Origin of the sequence: Sphingobium sp. TCM1, from assembly GCF_001650725.1 — a bacterium.
Classification (GTDB): Bacteria; Pseudomonadota; Alphaproteobacteria; order Sphingomonadales; family Sphingomonadaceae; genus Sphingobium.
Map to the genome: position 1 here is coordinate 1 of NZ_LXVX01000024.1, position 15,214 is coordinate 15,214.

Below are 15,214 nucleotides of genomic sequence, written 5' to 3' on the forward strand. Positions count from 1 at the left end.
CGCCCTTTTCCTTCAGGCGGATCGCTTCCTCAACCGCGATCTCGTCGAACGGGTTCATGCTCATCTTGACGTTCGCCAGGTCGACGCCCGTCCCATCCGCCTTCACTCGTGGCTTCACATTGTAATCGATAACCCGCTTCACGGGCACAAGGATCTTCATCTTACATCCTCCTTATCAACGCCAGATCCCCAAATGGGAACATGGGCGCGGGCAGCCCGTTTCCGGACCACCCGCACCCTTTGGTGTATCGTTCAGGCGAAAGAGCCGATCAGGCTGCCTTCCTCACTTCCGCCACGATCTTCTTGGCCGCGTCGCCCAGATCGTCCGCCGGGACGATGGCCAAGCCAGACTGCGCCAGAATGTCCTTGCCCTGCTGGACGTTCGTGCCTTCCAGGCGAACGACCAGCGGAACCGACAGGTTCACATCCTTGGCGGCAGCGACGATGCCCTCGGCAATGATGTCGCATTTCATGATGCCGCCGAAGATGTTGACCAGAATGCCCTTCACCGCCGGATCCTTCAGGATGATCTTGAAGGCTGCTGTCACCTTCTCCTTCGAGGCGCCACCACCGACGTCCAGGAAGTTGGCGGGGAATTCGCCGTTCAGCTTGATGATGTCCATGGTTGCCATGGCCAGGCCCGCGCCGTTCACCATGCAGCCGATGTTGCCGTCCAGCTTGATATAGGCCAGGTCATACTCGCTGGCCTCGACTTCCGCCGGATCTTCCTCGGTCAGGTCGCGCAGTTCGGCAATGTCCTTGTGGCGGAACATGGCGTTGCCGTCGAACCCGACCTTGGCGTCGAGCACCAGCAGATTGCCCTGCTCGGTCAGCGCCAGCGGATTGACTTCGATCTGCTCGGCGTCGGTGTCGAGGAAGGCGGCGTAGAGCGAAGACGCTACCTTGGCGGCCTGCTTCGCCTGGTCTCCGGTCAGACCCAGGGCTGCAGCGACGGCGCGGCCGTGGTGCGGCTGGAAGCCCGAAGCGGGATCGACGGAGAAGCTGTGGATCTTTTCCGGGGTCGAGTGGGCGACTTCTTCAATGTCCATGCCGCCTTCGGTCGACACGACGAACGCAATGCGGCTGGTGGCGCGATCGACGAGCAGCGCCAGGTAGAATTCCTTGGCGATGTCGGCGCCATCGGTGATGTAGAGGCGGTTGACCTGCTTGCCCGCTTCGCCGGTCTGGATAGTGACCAGCGTATTGCCGAGCATGTCGGTGGCGTGGGCCTTAACTTCGTCGAGATTGAAGGCCAGGCGGACGCCGCCCTTCGCTTCGGGGGCGAGTTCCTTGAACTTGCCCTTGCCACGCCCACCGGCGTGGATCTGCGACTTCACGACATAGAGCGGTCCAGGCAGCTTCTTGGCGGCTTCGACGGCTTCATCGACCGAGAAAGCGGCATAGCCAGCGGCGATCGGCGCGCCGTACTTGGCCAGCAGTTCCTTGGCCTGATATTCGTGAATGTTCATGGGCTGGCCCGTCCTTTTGCGTTGAACCTGATGTCCAGCGGCTAAGCACAGCCGGCAAAGGAGCGCCAGCGGATTTTGCAAAACCACTTTGCAAAATTGCAAAACCGCCCGCCGATACCCTGCCTGTTTATTGCGAAATTCAGCCTAGAAAGCGCATATCAGAGCTGCCTTGCCAGTTACCGCGATGATCTCCGCATCCTGCAAAGCGTGGACCTTATGAAGGAATTGGTCGAGCGTCATTTCCTGCCTGTGAGACTTGCGGAGCGAGGCGAGCGACTGCAGCCGCCGCAACTGGACGATGCTGAGCCGGTCAGCCATGCGCGCCGCCATGCAACCAGCCGTTCTCGGCGACAGGCCCGCATCTAACAGGCCGGAACGCAGCCGTGATTCGGGCGAAAGGCTGGCGCAGGATGCGACCATGGAGCCTGCCGCGAGGAGCAGGCACAACGAACGGAAAGGAGTAGCCATCATGCCGGCGTCATGGCAACACGCCGCTTAACGCGGGATAAACGCCCTGCACCCAGGAGACTTGGCATGGACAGGATTTTCGCCGCGTTCTCGCATCGCGTAGCCGGCTGGGCGGGGCAGCCCCTGTCCTTCATCCTGGCCGGCATCGTCATCCTGTTGTGGCTGCTCACGGGCCCCATCTTCCGCTATTCGGATACATGGCAACTGATCATCAACACCGGGACCACCATCGTCACCTTCCTGATGGTGTTCCTCATCCAGAATGCACAGAACCGCGACAGCTCGGCCATCCAGGCGAAACTGGACGAGTTGATCCGGGCGATGGATGGTGCGCGCAACGACTTCATCGGCATCGAGCATCTGACCGAAGCCGAACTGGAGAAGATCAAACACATACTCGAAAGGGAATGCGGCAGCGACGAAACCCACCGCCATGCGATCGAGCGCCTGATCCGGCGGCGGTGATCGCCACGCCCTCAATGGGCGTGGACGATCAGCCGTTCATTTTCCCTGCGATAAGCGTCGATCTGATCCGAGTAACTGCGCGCCAGACTTTCATAGGCTACGCGTCCCTCTCGCGACGAGCTGGCCTGTGCGCGGATCAACGACATCTGCTGGCGATGCAGCAGATAATTGACATCCGTCTCCATCCTCATCCTCGCCCTCCTCGCTTGTTTTCGTGAGATTGGTCGATGGGCCGACAATGCGAGTCACACGCAAGTCGACTTTCGAATTATAGCATGGCCGCAGCCGCTCGCGAACGCGTTAATCGGGGTTCTGGACAGCACGTCGCGCCACAGGGGCGATCCAGCGCAGAATGGCGAAGCCGGCAAGGGCTGAGAGCAGCGACCCCATCAGGACACCGCCCTTCGCCTCTTCCACGAGCAACGGGTCGTCGGGAAAGGCGAGCGCGCCGATAAACAGGCTCATGGTGAAGCCGATTCCGCACAACACGGCCATGCCATAGACCTGCCCCCAACTCGCGCCGGCTGGCCGCTCGGCAATGCCGAGGCGCGTCGATACCCAGATAGCACCGAACACACCGAATTGCTTGCCCAGGAACAGGCCAAGCCCCACACCCAGCGGCAAAGGAGTAGTCAGGGCGACCAACATCTCACGGTTCAACGCCAGTCCGCTGTTCACGAACCCGAACAGGGGAATGATGGCGTAGGCGCTCCACGGATGGACGGCATGTTCCAGTCGGTGCAGCGGACTGTCGGGCGCGTCCGGCGCTCCAGGCGTACAACGGATCGGCACCGTCATCGCGGCCAGAACGCCCGCGACCGTGGCATGAACACCCGACAGAAGAGTCAGATACCAGAGGCAGGCAAAGCCGAGGAGATAGGGCGCAAGCGACCGCACGCCGGCGCGATTGAGACAATATAGGGCGGCCAGAATGCCAGCCGCGCCTGCGAGCGCCGCCAAGTCCAGACCCTTGGTATAGAATAGGGCGATGATCGCGACCGCGCCCATGTCGTCGACGATCGCCACCGCCGTCAGGAACAATTTGAGCGAAGCAGGGACGCGACTGCCGAGCAGTGCCAGCACGCCGATGGCAAAAGCGATGTCCGTGGCGGCGGGAATGGCCCATCCATTGACCAGTTGCGGACGCGCCATCGTAAGCGCCAGATAGATCAGTGCCGGACCGGCCATGCCGGCAACCGCCGCCACGATCGGCAGTCGGCGTCGGTCCCATGTCGAAAGCCCGCCATCCAGAAACTCCCGCTTGATCTCCAGACCGACGACCAGAAAGAAGATCGCCATCAGCCCGTCATTGATCCACAGATGAACCGTCATCGGCCCCAATTTCGGCGACAGGGTGGGGCCGAGTTCCGCATGGATCAGATCATGATAGAAATGACCGGACGGCCCCGGCAGATTGGCGAGCAGCAGCGCTGCGGCCGCCGCCAGGATCAGCAGGACCGCGCCGCCGGTCTCACCCGTCAGAAAATCGCGAAGCGCCGACTGGGGGCGACCTGACATGCGGAAAATTCCTCCTTCGGCGCGCCTCACTCAAGCCTAAGACTTGGAAGCGCCATGCAATAATGCCATCCTGTCCCCGACAAGGCATTGGGGGTCAAGCCTTTGGGGGATGTGTTTGTTGCCGTCATGGCCGCGCTGCACCATGAGTTGCTGCTGTTCGCGGCCGCCGGCTTTGCGCTCGGCGGGCTGGACGATCTCCTCGTCGACATCCTCTTTCTCCTGCGAAAGACGTGGCGCGACCTGACCGTCTATGCGCGTCATTCACGGATGACCACGACCACCCTGCCCGCATCCTCCCGTCCGGGCAGGATCGCCATCTTCGTCCCCGCATGGCAGGAATCGGGGGTGATCGCCCCGATGCTGCGCCATGCGCTGAGCCGCTGGGGCGATGCGCCATATCGCATCTTCATCGGCGCCTATCCTAACGACCCGGCGACGATCGACGCGGTCGCCGCGCTGGCGCAGGACGATCCGCGCCTGATGCTCGCGATTAACGACAGGCCCGGCCCCACGACCAAGGCGGACTGCCTCAACCTGCTCTGGCGCGCCATGCTGGCGGAGGAAGCAGCGAGTCGATTCCGCTACAAGGCGGTCGTGCTGCATGATGCCGAGGACGTCGTGCACGCTGACGAAATCCGCCTTTATGATTTCATGATCGACCGCTTCGACCTGGTGCAATTGCCGGTCCTGCCGTTGCCCGGGCGGGGCGGCTGGTTCTCGCGCGCGGTTGCCAATCATTATGGAGACGAGTTTGCGGAGAGTCATGGCAAGCTCCTGACCGTGCGTGAGGCGCTGGGCGCCTCCGTTCCCTCGGCCGGCGTCGCCTGCGCCTTCGAACGGGATGCACTGGAGGCGCTGGCGCATGACCCTGCTTATGGCCCGTTCGACCCTTCCTCGCTGACGGAGGACTATGAGGCGGGCCTGCGCATCCGCGACATGGGCGGACGCAGCGTCTTCATCCGGATGCGCGACGCGACCGGAGAGCTGGTTGCGACCCGCGAATATTTCCCCGACAGCATCGATGCCGCGGTGAAGCAGAAGGCGCGCTGGATGATCGGCATATCGCTGGCCGGCTGGGATCGGATGGGCTGGCGCGGCGGTCCTGCGGAATGGTGGATGCGGCTGCGGGACCGAAGGTCCGCACTCGCGGCCCTGATGCTGTTCGCAGCCTATGTGACGCTGCTGCTCTGGGCGATCCTGTGGGTGATAGGCCAGTTCCATACCCTCCCGCCCCAAAACGTCTCCCCTTACCTGACCAGCCTGCTCTGGCTGAATGTCGGCCTGATGCTGTGGCGTGGCGTGATGCGCGTGCTGTTCGTCGCCCGCACCTATGGCTGGCGCTATGGGCTGGGCGCCATCCCGCGCACCTTGATCGCCAACTATATCGCGATCCTCGCGGCCCGCCGCGCTATCTACCTCTATATCCGCTCGCTGCTGGGCACGCCGCTGACCTGGGACAAGACCCAGCATCATTTCCCCGACCTGCGGACCGATCCATGACGGCGACCAGAGGCGGTCGCCCCTTGCGCTTCTTCGCGCTGCTGATGATCGGCTGGGTCACGGCCCGTCTGGTCGCTCATCTCGGGCCACCGGATGCGCCAGGTCCCGACATCCTGCCACAGCCGCCTGCCCTGGCCGCCCGCTTCGCGCCGGATCGCTATGCAGGGAGCCGGTCGAACGATTCGCATCACCTCCCGGCCTATAGACGCTGGATCATCGCGACAACCCGACCTCCGCTCGCGCCGGCCATCCGGCCAGCGCTGCCGGTCGCTTCCCTGTCCTCGACCAAAAACAATGGAGCATTGGTGGATTTCCTGGAATTCATCCGCTTCACCACAGCATTTGCCAACCGCCGTCATGCCTCCGATGCGATGACCGGCGAGCCCACAGCGGTACCAGTGCCCGCTGTCCGTCCAACTCCAATGAAATCAGCCGATCGCTGGCGCGGCAGCGGCTGGCTTCTCTGGCGGCCGGGCAGCATCAGCCGTGCGGACGTCGCCACGGTAGGCCGGCTTGGCGGATCGCAAGCAGGCCTGCGCGTCGACTATCTGCTGGCCCCCGGCGCGCCCAGCCGGCCCGCGGCCTATGCACGGCTCACGAGCGCGCTCGAAAGCCCCGCGGCACAGGAAGGTGCCATCGGCCTTGCGGTCCAGCCATTCCGCGCCCTTCCCGTAAGCTTCGCGATCGAGCGACGCGTTGCGCTGGGCGACGGATCGCGCAACGCCATGGCCATTCTCGCCGCCGGCGGCTTTGGTTCTGTCCGTGTCGCTCCAGGCGTCGATGCCGAAGCCTATGTCCAGGCCGGGCTGGTCGGCTTTCATCGCCGCGACGCTTTTGTCGATGGCAAGATGTCGCTCCTCTCGCCTATCGCAAAGACACCGCTGCGGATCGGCGCGGCGCTTTCCGGGGGCGCGCAACCTGGCGTGGAACGGCTCGACATCGGCCCGGAAATTCAGGTCCGCCTTCCCATTCTCGACAATGCTGCGCGCCTCTCCATCGAATGGCGGGAGAGGATCGCCGGCAAGGCCGCGCCCGCCTCCGGCCTGGCCGTGACGCTCGCGGCGGATTTTTGACCGACATCGCCCAAGCCGCCTTTATATCGCCGCGCTTTACGACTAGGCGTTGAGAAGCCATGGATCTTTACCTGCCCATCGCCAATTTGTCGGTGAACGCGCTGGTCATCATCGGCCTGGGTGGTGTCGTAGGCCTGCTGTCGGGCATGTTCGGGGTGGGTGGTGGTTTCCTGACGACCCCTTTGCTCATCTTCTACGGCATCCCGCCGACGGTGGCCGCCGCGTCCGCAGCCTCGCAGGTCACGGGCGCCAGCGTTTCGGGCGTGGTCACGCACATGTCTCGCGGCACTGTCGATTTCCGCATGGGCGGCGTACTGATCGCCGGGGGCGTCGTTGGCGCGGGGCTCGGTGTCCTCATCTTCCGCCTGCTCCAGTATCTGGGACAGATCGATACCGTCATCGGCATCCTCTACGTCCTCATGCTGGGTGGCATCGGCGGGCTGATGGCCAAGGAATCGATCCAGGCGCTGATCGCACTCAAGACCGGCCGCAAGCCTCCAGCACGCAAGCGGCGGCACCATCCGCTGGTCGCCGCGCTGCCGATGCGCTGGCGCTTCTATCGTTCGGGCCTTTACATATCGCCGCTGGCGCCGCTGCTGCTCGGCATGGCGACGGGCATTCTCACCATGTTGCTGGGTGTCGGCGGCGGCTTCATCCTGGTCCCCGCGATGCTCTATCTGCTCGGCATGACGACGCAGTCGGTGGTCGGCACGTCCCTGTTCCAGATATTGTTCGTGACCATCGCAACGACGATGATGCACGCCATGACGACCAAGGCGGTCGACCTGGTCCTGGCGATGCTGCTGCTGATCGGCAGCGTGACCGGAGCGCAAGTCGGGACTCGAATTTCCATGACGATCCGGCCCGAATATCTGCGCATCCTGCTCGCCGCCATCGTGCTGCTGGTCGCCGCGCGCATGGGGCTGGGCCTGGGGTTCCGGCCGGACGAAATCTACACGATAGAGGTGCGCTGACAATGCGCCGCCGCCTGGCCCTGTTCGCGGCATCGCTGTTGCTGGGCGCGGCGGACGAACCGCAACTGGTGCCCGATGTCTCGCAGCGCGAAGTCGAAATCCAGTACAGCTTCACCGGCGCAGACCTGCTGCTGTTCGGCGCGATCGTCTATCCGGGCGGGGTACGGCCGGAAAAGCCGGCCGATGTCGTGGTCGTGCTCAAGGGGCCGGACCAATCGATCCAGATGCGCGAAAAACAGAAGGTCGCCGGAATCTGGGTCAATGTCGACCGCGCCCGTTTCGAATCCGCGCCGAGTTTCTACGCAATGGCATCGTCGCGCCCGATCAACCAGATCGTCGATGAACGCACCGCCGCCATCTACGAACTGGGCGTCGACAAGCTGCAACTGTCCCCCTCCTCGCTCAACGACAGCGCGGAACTGGACCGGTTCCAGGCGGGCCTCGTCGATCTGCGCCAGCGCGCCGGGCTGTTCGTCGAGCGCCCCGGCACGATCGAGATCAGCGACGGCGTGCTTTACCGCGCCCGCCTGCCTCTGTCCGCCCGCGTCATCGTCGGCGATTACACCGCCGAGACCTTCCTGGTGCAGGACGGCCGGGTCGTCGCGGCGGCGGTGCGCGATATCACCGTGCGGAAGTCCGGTTTCGAACAGTTCATGGCGGTGGCGGCTGAAAGCTGGTCCTTTCTCTACGGCCTGGCCGCCATCGCCCTGGCGGTCGGCATGGGCTGGACGGCGGGCGCGATCGCCCGCCGCCTCTAATCAAGCGCGATCCGCTGCCCCTCCAGCCAGTTGCGGACCGGTGCGAGCGCGGCTTCGTGCCGCCTCCAGCGACCGATGGCGTCGGCGTTGAGCGGGCGACGCACCTGCGCGGCGCTCGGGGTCGCCACCGCCGCCCTGTTTTCATGGAAGGACAGACAGGCCGGGTTCCAGTCGAGGCCGCAATGCGCCAGCAAGAGCCGCGTCTGGGTCTCCTGCTCCGCCACCAGCGCTTCATAGGATAGTTGCAGCACCCGCCCCGGAAACAGCCGCTCCCACATCGCCATCAGCCTATCGAAGCGCGCATAGTAGCGCGCTATGTCCATCAGGTCATAGCTGTAGGCATAGTAAGCGGACTGGCTGGCGAAGAGATTCTTGTAGTTGCTCCAGACCGTGTCCATCGGATGCCGGCGCAGGCAGAGGATCGTCGCCTTGGGCAGCGCGCTTGCGATATGCCCGACATACAGGAAATTGGCCGGCAGCTTGTCGATGAAGCGCGCCTTGCCTTCCGGCCGGTGATGGCTGGCCCGCGCCATATAGGCCTGACCCACGGCGCGCGGATCGATCCCCGCGCTGGCCGCGATCGTCTCCGGGTCTATGACCAGCCGGGACCGTGTGCCCGCGAGTTGCTTCACGGCAAGCGGCATGGCCTGCAACTCGCCGGCCGACCCGACCTGCGGGTGCGAGGACAGGATGCGGTCGACCAGGGTGGTGCCGGTGCGCGGCATTCCGACGATGAAGATCGGCGCCGGCTCGTCCAGCCCCACTCCTCCGGCCGCAGACGCACCGTTAGCATATAGCCGCTCGATAGCGTCGAAAATCGCCGCGTCCTGCGCGAAATCATAGCCGATCGCCTGCTTGTGCGCGGCATTGGCGGCAGACAGGCTGGCGAAGGCTTCGGCGCCGTTGCCCAGATCCTCATGACTCTTGGCCAGTGCATAGCGGATGCGCAGCCGGTCTTCCGGTTTGGTCGCTGCGGCAAGCGCGGCTTCGAGGCGCGGGACATGGTTCGCCTCCGCCGTCTGCTTCGCCAGGATCGCCAGCGCATAATGGACCCGCGCGTCGCCCGGATCTACCCGAAGGATCGTCTCATAATGATCCCGCGCCGCCGCGACCCGCCCGGTGAAGCCATAGGCGGCGGCAAGATTGTAGCGATAGCCGAGATTGTCCGGGTCGGCAGCCACCGCCCCCTCGAAGGGCGTGACCGATGCCTCATGATCGCCCAGCCGGGCCAGCACGCAACCGATCGTGTCGAGCGTCAGCGCGTCCACCGGCGCCGCGACAAGCGCCGCGCGCGCGGCCTTTCCCGCCTCGCCATCGCGGCGCAGCAGGATCAGCAGCTTCGCATATTGGGCCAGATGTTCCGCCTCCCCGCCCAACGCCACGGCCTGCTCCAGCATCGGCAGCGCCTTTGCCACCTGTCCCGCCTCGGCGGCGGCCATGCCCAGCAGGAAGAAGCCGGCGGGCTTGCCCGGCTGCGTCATGGCCAGCCGTTGCGCCGCCTGCGCGGCGGCGGGCAGATCGCCCCGCGCCAGTGCGGCGCGCGCCGTCGCCTCCAGGCTCATGCGGTTTGCAGGGTGAAGCCCGCCACCCGCTCGATCACCCAGAAACAGCCGATGATCCCGGCCCCGTAGAGCGCGGCCTGCCGCACCCATTGGTCGCGGTCGAAAATCGCGGCCAGCTTCATCGCCGACAGCACCAGCGCCACGAAGATCAACTGCCCCAGCTCCACGCCGCCGTTGAAGAACAGCAGTCCCGACAGCCGCTCCTGCGGCGCCACGCCCAGTTCCCGCAGCACCGTCGCAAAGCCCAGGCCATGGAGCAGGCCGAAGCCCGCGACGACCGCCAGCTGGCGGCGGCGCTTGTGCGGATCGGCCATGTCACCCGGCTGCGCGGCGATCGCTTCCCGCGCCATGAAGGCGATGGAGAGGGCGATGACGGCCTCGACCGGGGGAACCGGCACCTTGACGATGTCGAAAAAGGCGAGCGCCAGGCTGAGCGAATGGCCTATGGTGAAGGTCGTCACCAGCGCCAGCAGGAGGCGCCCGCGCGCCAGCAGGCAGAGACACAGGACGAAGGCGAGATGATCCCAGCCGCCCAATATATGGACGATACCCTGCGCCGTATATTCGACGGCGATCTCCGGCAGCGCCCGCGTCCGCGCGGCCGTCTCGCCGATCGGCAGCGACAGCGTGTCGCCATCGGGCTGCAACGCCTGCTGCACGCGCGCGCCGGTCGCGGTGGAAAGGAAGGTGCCGCCATCGACTGCCCAGGGCGTCACGATCGCATCGTCGGCCGCCAGCGCCCGGTCGCAGGCGATGCCGATCGCATAGCGCGTCATCACGGCTTCGGTCAGCTTTTCCCGGCTCGTCTCGCGACAGCCATCGGGCAAGCCGAGCGGCTTGTCGCTGGCCAGGACCGACGGGATGGAGGCGCTGAGGTCGAAACTGCCCGGATCGATGCCCGGCTGAATGCTGAAGTCGCCGACACGGAACACGTCCGCCTGCGCCGGCGCGGCGAAGCCGACCAACGCCGCCAGCACCAGCAGCATATTCAGCAGGACGGGCCGCACCATTCTATTGTTCCACCCGGACGGCGTAGCCCGCTTCCAGCCGCTTCACTTCCTGTTCGACCAGCGCTCCGGTTTCGGCCGCCAGATAGTCCTGCTTCACCTGGTCGCGCACGTCGGTATAGGGCAGCATGGCGGACGCACCGCGATTGCGCACGCGGGCGAAATGCCAGCCGCGCGTCGATTTGAGCGGGCCGACCCATTGGCCGGTCGGCGTCTTCCTCAGCACATCGAGAAAGGACTGGCCGAACATGCCGCGCAGCATGGATTCGCCATAGTCGGGCAGATCATGCCCCATCCAGAAATCGTCGCCCTTCACGGTGCCGCCCGACCGCAGCGTCGCCAGCAACGCGGATTCATTGCCCGGCCGCTGCTCGAAAAAGACATGATCGACCGACAGACGCGGTTCGGCGCGGTACAGCTCGCGATGGGTGGCGTAATAGCCCATCAGCTGGTCCTCGCTGGGGTCGGCGGGCGCGCCCGCGATCATGAAGCGGACACGGTCGATGAGCCGCTGCTTCGTGGTCTTGTCGGTCATGTGCATCCCCCGCTCCACCGCTTCGCGGAACAGCAGTTCGTCGGCGACATAATCGTGGATCAGCTTGGCCTTTGCCTGTGCATCGGGCTTCCTGCCCGCCATCATCTCATAATCGTCGGACAGGCTCTTCTGGACCGAGAGCGGCACGTCGATCGTCTCGCGCCGGGCGGTCACGGCCCAGTAGAGCGCGAAGATCGCCGCCGCCACGGCGAGAAACACCAGAAACGGATCGCGGTTCGCCAATCCGCGGAGCGGAGTCATCAAACGGCGCATCAACGTTTGCTTCCTTTCACAGCTGCCACACAGGCGGGCCTTCTGGCGGTTATGACGATCCTCCCGGCACCCCCCTCTACGTCAAATGACGCATGGGGCGACGACCCGAAGTTCACACCGTCGCAGGGCGTTACGCCGACGCATTTCCGCCATTTTCCGGACGCAAGGTCACAGCGACGCGCCTGCGACGCGTCTGTGACGCGGCACTGACGCACCACCGACGCACCGATCACGCGCCACTGGCGCGACAAGGCGGCGACAGGCGCGGGCGGAGGCAGGGCGGCGGACGGGTCCATCTGAGAGGATAGACCAGAGAAAATCCTACATTGGAAGGGCGGGATTTGAAGGGGAGATCGGTCAACGGCGGTAGCTGGCAGGGGTGGTCCGGAACCTGTCGGCTCTCAAACTATCCTCACCGTCATTGCTTCGCTACGCTCGCGATGACGGAAAGGGGTGGAAAGCGGATAGGCAGCTTTCGAGGATAGACCTCATGATAGCCGCCAGATTATTTCAGCTATCACCTTTTCCACTGTGCGGTTGTTTCTGTCGCAGACGACTGCGTTGCGCTATTTTTTCTGACCTCTTTGTCGAGAATGCGCCTGTTCCCCTTAGCCGCCGCCCTTCGATCCACATTGTCGCGCAAAAAAATGCCAAGCAGCCAACCACAATAATGGTGGTTTGAAGCCAAGTGGGTGCCGGGATTGATGCCAGCCCGCAAGAAATCAGCAAAGGTAGAAATGCTATAAGTCGATGAGTTAGCGTTTGACTGCCAGTCCAATCAACTTTGATCCATTCACGGTCAATTATCTTTCGGATGAGGGCGAAGATGCTCATGACCAAGCCATAAGGCATTCCCCAATGGATTTGCAAATGACGGGCTTTGAGGTAAGTCCATGCCCGGGCTTAATGACCACAAATGGTCGCTTCTCCCCAGCCCGCCTACGCCAACATGTCCGCGGTGATCGGCAGGGTGCGGATGCGTTTTCCGGTGGCGGCGTGGATGGCGTTGACCAGGGCGGGGATGACCGGCGGCAGAGCGGGTTCGCCAAGGCCGGTGGGCGGATAGGCGGTCTTCACGAACTCGACGATGATCTGCGGCGCGTCGTTGATGCGCAGATAGGGATGGGTGTCGTAATTGGCCTGTTCCACCGCGCCGCCGACCTGGGTGATCTGCTGCCCGGCCAGCGCCTGGCCCAGCCCCTCGATCACCGAACCCTGCGCCTGGTGCAGGGCGTTGATGGGGTTGATGATCTGGCTGCCGACATCTCCCGCGACCCAGACGGTCTTGACCCTGGGGCTGCCGTCCACAATCGCGACCTCCACCACTTCGGCGAAATAGCCCATATGGCTGTAGTAGAAGGCGAAACCCTTGCCGGTCCCCTTGGGCAGCGCCTTGCGGTTCGCCCAGCCGCTCATGGCGACGGCCTTCTCGATCACGCCCTTTGCGCGGGCAGTGACGAAGGGCGGGGCGTTGGGGCCGCGCGGCAGTTCCTTCGGATCGCCGAGCAGGTCCAGCATCAAAGTCGGCAAGTCCTTGCCCGCCGCCTGCGCGACTTCGTCCAGGAAAGCCTGCGTGACGAAGGCGAGCGCGTTGGAGCCGGGCGCGCGCAGCCAGCCGGTCGGCATGTTGGTGGCAAGGAAACTCTGTTCCAGCAGCACATGGTCGATCAGCCCGGCGGGCAGTTCGCTGGCGGGCATTTCCGCCGATCGGAGCGGCTTGCCGTCCTTGCCGAAGGTGATGAAATGATCGTGGAAGGCGGTCAGATTGCCGCCCTTGTCGAGTCCGGCGCGCATGCCGTGCCACCCGGCGGGGCGGTAGAAATCGCGCTGGATGTCCTGCTGCCGGGTCCAGAGCAGCTTCACCGGCACGCCCGGCACCTGCGCCGCGATCACGGCGGCCTGCACCATATAGTCGTTCATCAGGCGCCGGCCGAAGCCGCCGCCGATGCGGGTGAAGTTGATGCGGATCTTCTCCGGCGGCAGGTTCAGCGCCTTGGCCACGAGCGCGCGGCCGCTTTCGGGGTTTTGCGTCGGCGCCCAGATTTCGATCGCGCCGTCCTTGAACAAAGCCGTGCAGTTCTGCGGCTCCAGCGTGCCATGGGCGAGGAAGGGATAGGCATAATCGGCCGTCACCGTCTTGGCGGCGGCGGCAAAGGCGGTCGCGACATCGCCGGTGCGGACGATGTCGCCGTCGGCCTTGCGCTTGCGCCTTTCGGCGGCCTGCGCGGCATAGCTTTCGGTCGAGAAGCTGCTGACGGCGCTCATGTCCCAATCGACCTTGAGCGTCTCGCGCGCCTGGTTGGCGCTCCACCAGCTTCTGGAGAGGATGGCGACGCCGTCATGGCCGGACTCCGGCGTGCCGTCGCCCTTGACGGTCAGCACATGGGCGATGCCGGGCAACGCCTTCACCGCGTCCAGATTGGCGGATTTGAACGTGCCGCCATGGGCCGGGCAGGTTTCCAGCACGGCGTAGAGCATGTCTGGCAGCGTGAAATCGATGCCGAACAGCGGCTTGCCCGCGACGATGGCGGGGGTGTCGACCCCGCCGACCGACTGGCCGATGATGCGGAAGGCGGCGGGGTCTTTGAGCGTCAGCGTCGCCGGATCGGGCGCGGGCAGCTTCGCCGCCGCCGCCGCGAGCGAGGCATAGGTCGCCGACTTGCCCGATGCGGGGTCCGTCACCTTGCCGCCGCCGGTCCTGAGCGTGTCGGGCGCGACGCCCCAGCCTTGCGCGGCGGCGGCGACCAGCATCGCGCGCGCCGCCGCACCCGCCTGCCGCGTGGGCAGCCATTCGCGCGGTGTGGTGCGGCTGCCGCCCGCGCTCTGGCCGCCAAAAATCTTTGCATCGGCATGGGTCTGCTCGATCGTCACCTGGCTCCAGTCGACGTCCAGTTCCTCGGCGATCATCATGGGCAGCATGGTCTTCGCCCCCTGCCCGATCTCCGCATTCTTCGCGCCGATGATGACGCGATTGTCGGGCAGGATGCGGATGAAGGCGGTGAGGATGACGGGCGTGCCGTCGGCCGCCTGCGCTACGGCCAAATTGAGGTCGAACAGCAGCCCGCCCCCGGCCAGCAGCGAGGCGGAGATGAAGCCCCGGCGGGACAGAGTGGCGGCGCTCATGCTTTTGCCTCCACGATGCCGGCAGCGTCCTTGATCGCCGCGCGGATGCGGACATAGGTGGAGCAACGGCACAGATTGCCCATCATCGCCGCGTCGATCTCCTCGTCGCTGGGCTTTGGCGTGGTGGCGAGCAGCGCAGTGGCGCTCATGATCTGGCCGGCCTGGCAATAGCCGCATTGCGGCACGTCATGCCTGATCCAGGCGGCGGCGATGCGCTTGCCCGCGTCCCCCGTCTGCACGCCCTCGATCGTGGTAATCGCCTTGCCCGCGACATCGCCCAGCGGCGTCTGGCAGGATCGCACCGCTTCCCCGCCGACATGCACGGTGCAGGCGCCGCACAGGCCCGCGCCGCAGCCGAACTTGGTGCCGACCATGGCGAGATCCTCGCGCAGCACCCACAGCAACGGCTTGGCCGGATCCCCCTCGACCTGCCGCCTCTCGCCATTCACCGTAAAGCTGACGCTCATGTCGCTACCCCGTTACTGATGC

At 64.9% G+C, this 15,214-nt stretch carries 14 protein-coding genes and 1 pseudogene; 5 read left to right on the plus strand and 10 right to left on the minus strand.

Annotation, left to right across the window (positions count from 1 at the left end):
• The 3 genes and pseudogenes from A7Q26_RS16360 to A7Q26_RS16370 all read right to left on the minus strand — a co-directional run.
• Positions 1-160, minus strand: a pseudogene (locus A7Q26_RS16360) (electron transfer flavoprotein subunit beta/FixA family protein); the annotation flags it as partial.
• A 109-nt stretch (positions 161-269) separates the two neighbouring features.
• Entirely contained in the window at positions 270-1,469 is a 1,200-nt protein-coding gene (sucC, locus tag A7Q26_RS16365) for an ADP-forming succinate--CoA ligase subunit beta (protein WP_066861617.1), read from the minus strand.
• A 144-nt stretch (positions 1,470-1,613) separates the two neighbouring features.
• Positions 1,614-1,940 (minus strand): hypothetical protein, encoded by a 327-nt coding sequence (locus tag A7Q26_RS16370; protein ID WP_066861621.1) that lies wholly within the window; start codon positions 1,938-1,940, stop codon positions 1,614-1,616.
• Between the two features lie 63 nt (positions 1,941-2,003).
• Between A7Q26_RS16370 and A7Q26_RS16375 the strand changes: the two genes are divergently transcribed.
• Entirely contained in the window at positions 2,004-2,402 is a 399-nt protein-coding gene (locus tag A7Q26_RS16375; protein WP_066861624.1) for a low affinity iron permease family protein, read from the plus strand.
• Positions 2,403-2,413: 11 nt separating this feature from the next.
• On the opposite strand, the gene A7Q26_RS25255 is transcribed toward A7Q26_RS16375, so the two are convergent.
• Together A7Q26_RS25255 and nhaA are read right to left on the minus strand one after the other, a co-directional pair.
• Positions 2,414-2,593 (minus strand): hypothetical protein, encoded by a 180-nt coding sequence (locus A7Q26_RS25255; protein ID WP_157102577.1) that lies wholly within the window; start codon positions 2,591-2,593, stop codon positions 2,414-2,416.
• Positions 2,594-2,702: 109 nt separating this feature from the next.
• Positions 2,703-3,920 (minus strand): Na+/H+ antiporter NhaA, encoded by a 1,218-nt coding sequence (gene nhaA / locus A7Q26_RS16380; RefSeq protein ID WP_066861627.1) that lies wholly within the window; start codon positions 3,918-3,920, stop codon positions 2,703-2,705.
• 126 nt (positions 3,921-4,046) lie between these two features.
• Here nhaA and A7Q26_RS16385 point away from each other — a divergent pair, with 126 nt between their 5' ends.
• The 4 genes from A7Q26_RS16385 to A7Q26_RS16400 are packed head-to-tail and all read left to right on the plus strand — an operon-like array spanning position 4,047 to position 8,225.
• On the plus strand, positions 4,047-5,420 hold the full coding sequence (locus A7Q26_RS16385; RefSeq protein WP_066861631.1) for a glycosyl transferase family protein: 1,374 nt from the start codon (positions 4,047-4,049) through the stop codon (positions 5,418-5,420).
• Positions 5,417-6,493: a hypothetical protein gene (locus A7Q26_RS25675; protein ID WP_066861634.1), complete on the plus strand. Its 1,077-nt coding sequence runs from the start codon at positions 5,417-5,419 to the stop codon at positions 6,491-6,493. The genes A7Q26_RS16385 and A7Q26_RS25675 overlap by 4 nt, the downstream gene beginning before the upstream one ends.
• Positions 6,494-6,552: 59 nt before the next feature.
• Positions 6,553-7,467 carry a sulfite exporter TauE/SafE family protein gene (locus tag A7Q26_RS16395; RefSeq protein WP_066861637.1) on the plus strand — a complete coding sequence of 305 codons (915 nt, stop codon included), beginning with the start codon at positions 6,553-6,555 and terminating at the stop codon, positions 7,465-7,467.
• A gap of 2 nt (positions 7,468-7,469) precedes the next feature.
• Complete coding sequence (locus A7Q26_RS16400) at positions 7,470-8,225, plus strand: TIGR02186 family protein (RefSeq protein ID WP_066861640.1); 756 nt, start codon at positions 7,470-7,472, stop codon at positions 8,223-8,225.
• Here A7Q26_RS16400 and A7Q26_RS16405 read toward each other — a convergent pair.
• The 5 genes from A7Q26_RS16405 to A7Q26_RS16425 form a co-directional block, all read right to left on the minus strand.
• Positions 8,222-9,787, minus strand: coding sequence for a tetratricopeptide repeat-containing sulfotransferase family protein (locus A7Q26_RS16405; protein WP_066861644.1), 1,566 nt, complete (start codon positions 9,785-9,787; stop codon positions 8,222-8,224). The two genes, A7Q26_RS16400 and A7Q26_RS16405, sit on opposite strands and share 4 nt — an antisense overlap.
• Positions 9,784-10,797: a HupE/UreJ family protein gene (locus A7Q26_RS16410; RefSeq protein ID WP_066861648.1), complete on the minus strand. Its 1,014-nt coding sequence runs from the start codon at positions 10,795-10,797 to the stop codon at positions 9,784-9,786. The genes A7Q26_RS16405 and A7Q26_RS16410 overlap by 4 nt, the downstream gene beginning before the upstream one ends.
• 1 nt (position 10,798) lies before the next feature.
• A complete protein-coding gene (locus A7Q26_RS16415; RefSeq protein WP_157102578.1) occupies positions 10,799-11,590 on the minus strand; it encodes a peptidyl-prolyl cis-trans isomerase in 792 nt (263 codons plus the stop codon).
• Positions 11,591-12,541: 951 nt separating this feature from the next.
• Positions 12,542-14,725, minus strand: coding sequence for a xanthine dehydrogenase family protein molybdopterin-binding subunit (locus tag A7Q26_RS16420; protein WP_066861656.1), 2,184 nt, complete (start codon positions 14,723-14,725; stop codon positions 12,542-12,544).
• Positions 14,722-15,192, minus strand: a complete 471-nt coding sequence (locus tag A7Q26_RS16425; protein ID WP_066861658.1) for a (2Fe-2S)-binding protein — start codon at positions 15,190-15,192, stop codon at positions 14,722-14,724. Before A7Q26_RS16425 ends, A7Q26_RS16420 begins: the two co-directional genes overlap by 4 nt.
• Positions 15,193-15,214: the final 22 nt, after the last annotated feature.

Bases quoted from the DNA above. Each gene is read 5' to 3' on its own strand.
- A7Q26_RS16370 (WP_066861621.1), bottom strand. From the start codon at position 1,940: ATGATGGCTACTCCTTTCCGTTCGTTGTGCCTGCTCCTCGCGGCAGGC.
- A7Q26_RS16395 (WP_066861637.1), top strand. From the start codon at position 6,553: ATGGATCTTTACCTGCCCATCGCCAATTTGTCGGTGAACGCGCTGGTC.
- A7Q26_RS16405 (WP_066861644.1), bottom strand. From the start codon at position 9,787: ATGAGCCTGGAGGCGACGGCGCGCGCCGCACTGGCGCGGGGCGATCTG.
- A7Q26_RS16410 (WP_066861648.1), bottom strand. From the start codon at position 10,797: ATGGTGCGGCCCGTCCTGCTGAATATGCTGCTGGTGCTGGCGGCGTTG.
- nhaA (WP_066861627.1), bottom strand. From the start codon at position 3,920: ATGTCAGGTCGCCCCCAGTCGGCGCTTCGCGATTTTCTGACGGGTGAG.
- A7Q26_RS16415 (WP_157102578.1), bottom strand. From the start codon at position 11,590: ATGACTCCGCTCCGCGGATTGGCGAACCGCGATCCGTTTCTGGTGTTT.
- A7Q26_RS25255 (WP_157102577.1), bottom strand. From the start codon at position 2,593: ATGAGGATGGAGACGGATGTCAATTATCTGCTGCATCGCCAGCAGATG.
- A7Q26_RS25675 (WP_066861634.1), top strand. From the start codon at position 5,417: ATGACGGCGACCAGAGGCGGTCGCCCCTTGCGCTTCTTCGCGCTGCTG.
- sucC (WP_066861617.1), bottom strand. From the start codon at position 1,469: ATGAACATTCACGAATATCAGGCCAAGGAACTGCTGGCCAAGTACGGC.
- A7Q26_RS16420 (WP_066861656.1), bottom strand. From the start codon at position 14,725: ATGAGCGCCGCCACTCTGTCCCGCCGGGGCTTCATCTCCGCCTCGCTG.
- A7Q26_RS16400 (WP_066861640.1), top strand. From the start codon at position 7,470: ATGCGCCGCCGCCTGGCCCTGTTCGCGGCATCGCTGTTGCTGGGCGCG.
- A7Q26_RS16385 (WP_066861631.1), top strand. From the start codon at position 4,047: ATGGCCGCGCTGCACCATGAGTTGCTGCTGTTCGCGGCCGCCGGCTTT.
- A7Q26_RS16425 (WP_066861658.1), bottom strand. From the start codon at position 15,192: ATGAGCGTCAGCTTTACGGTGAATGGCGAGAGGCGGCAGGTCGAGGGG.
- A7Q26_RS16375 (WP_066861624.1), top strand. From the start codon at position 2,004: ATGGACAGGATTTTCGCCGCGTTCTCGCATCGCGTAGCCGGCTGGGCG.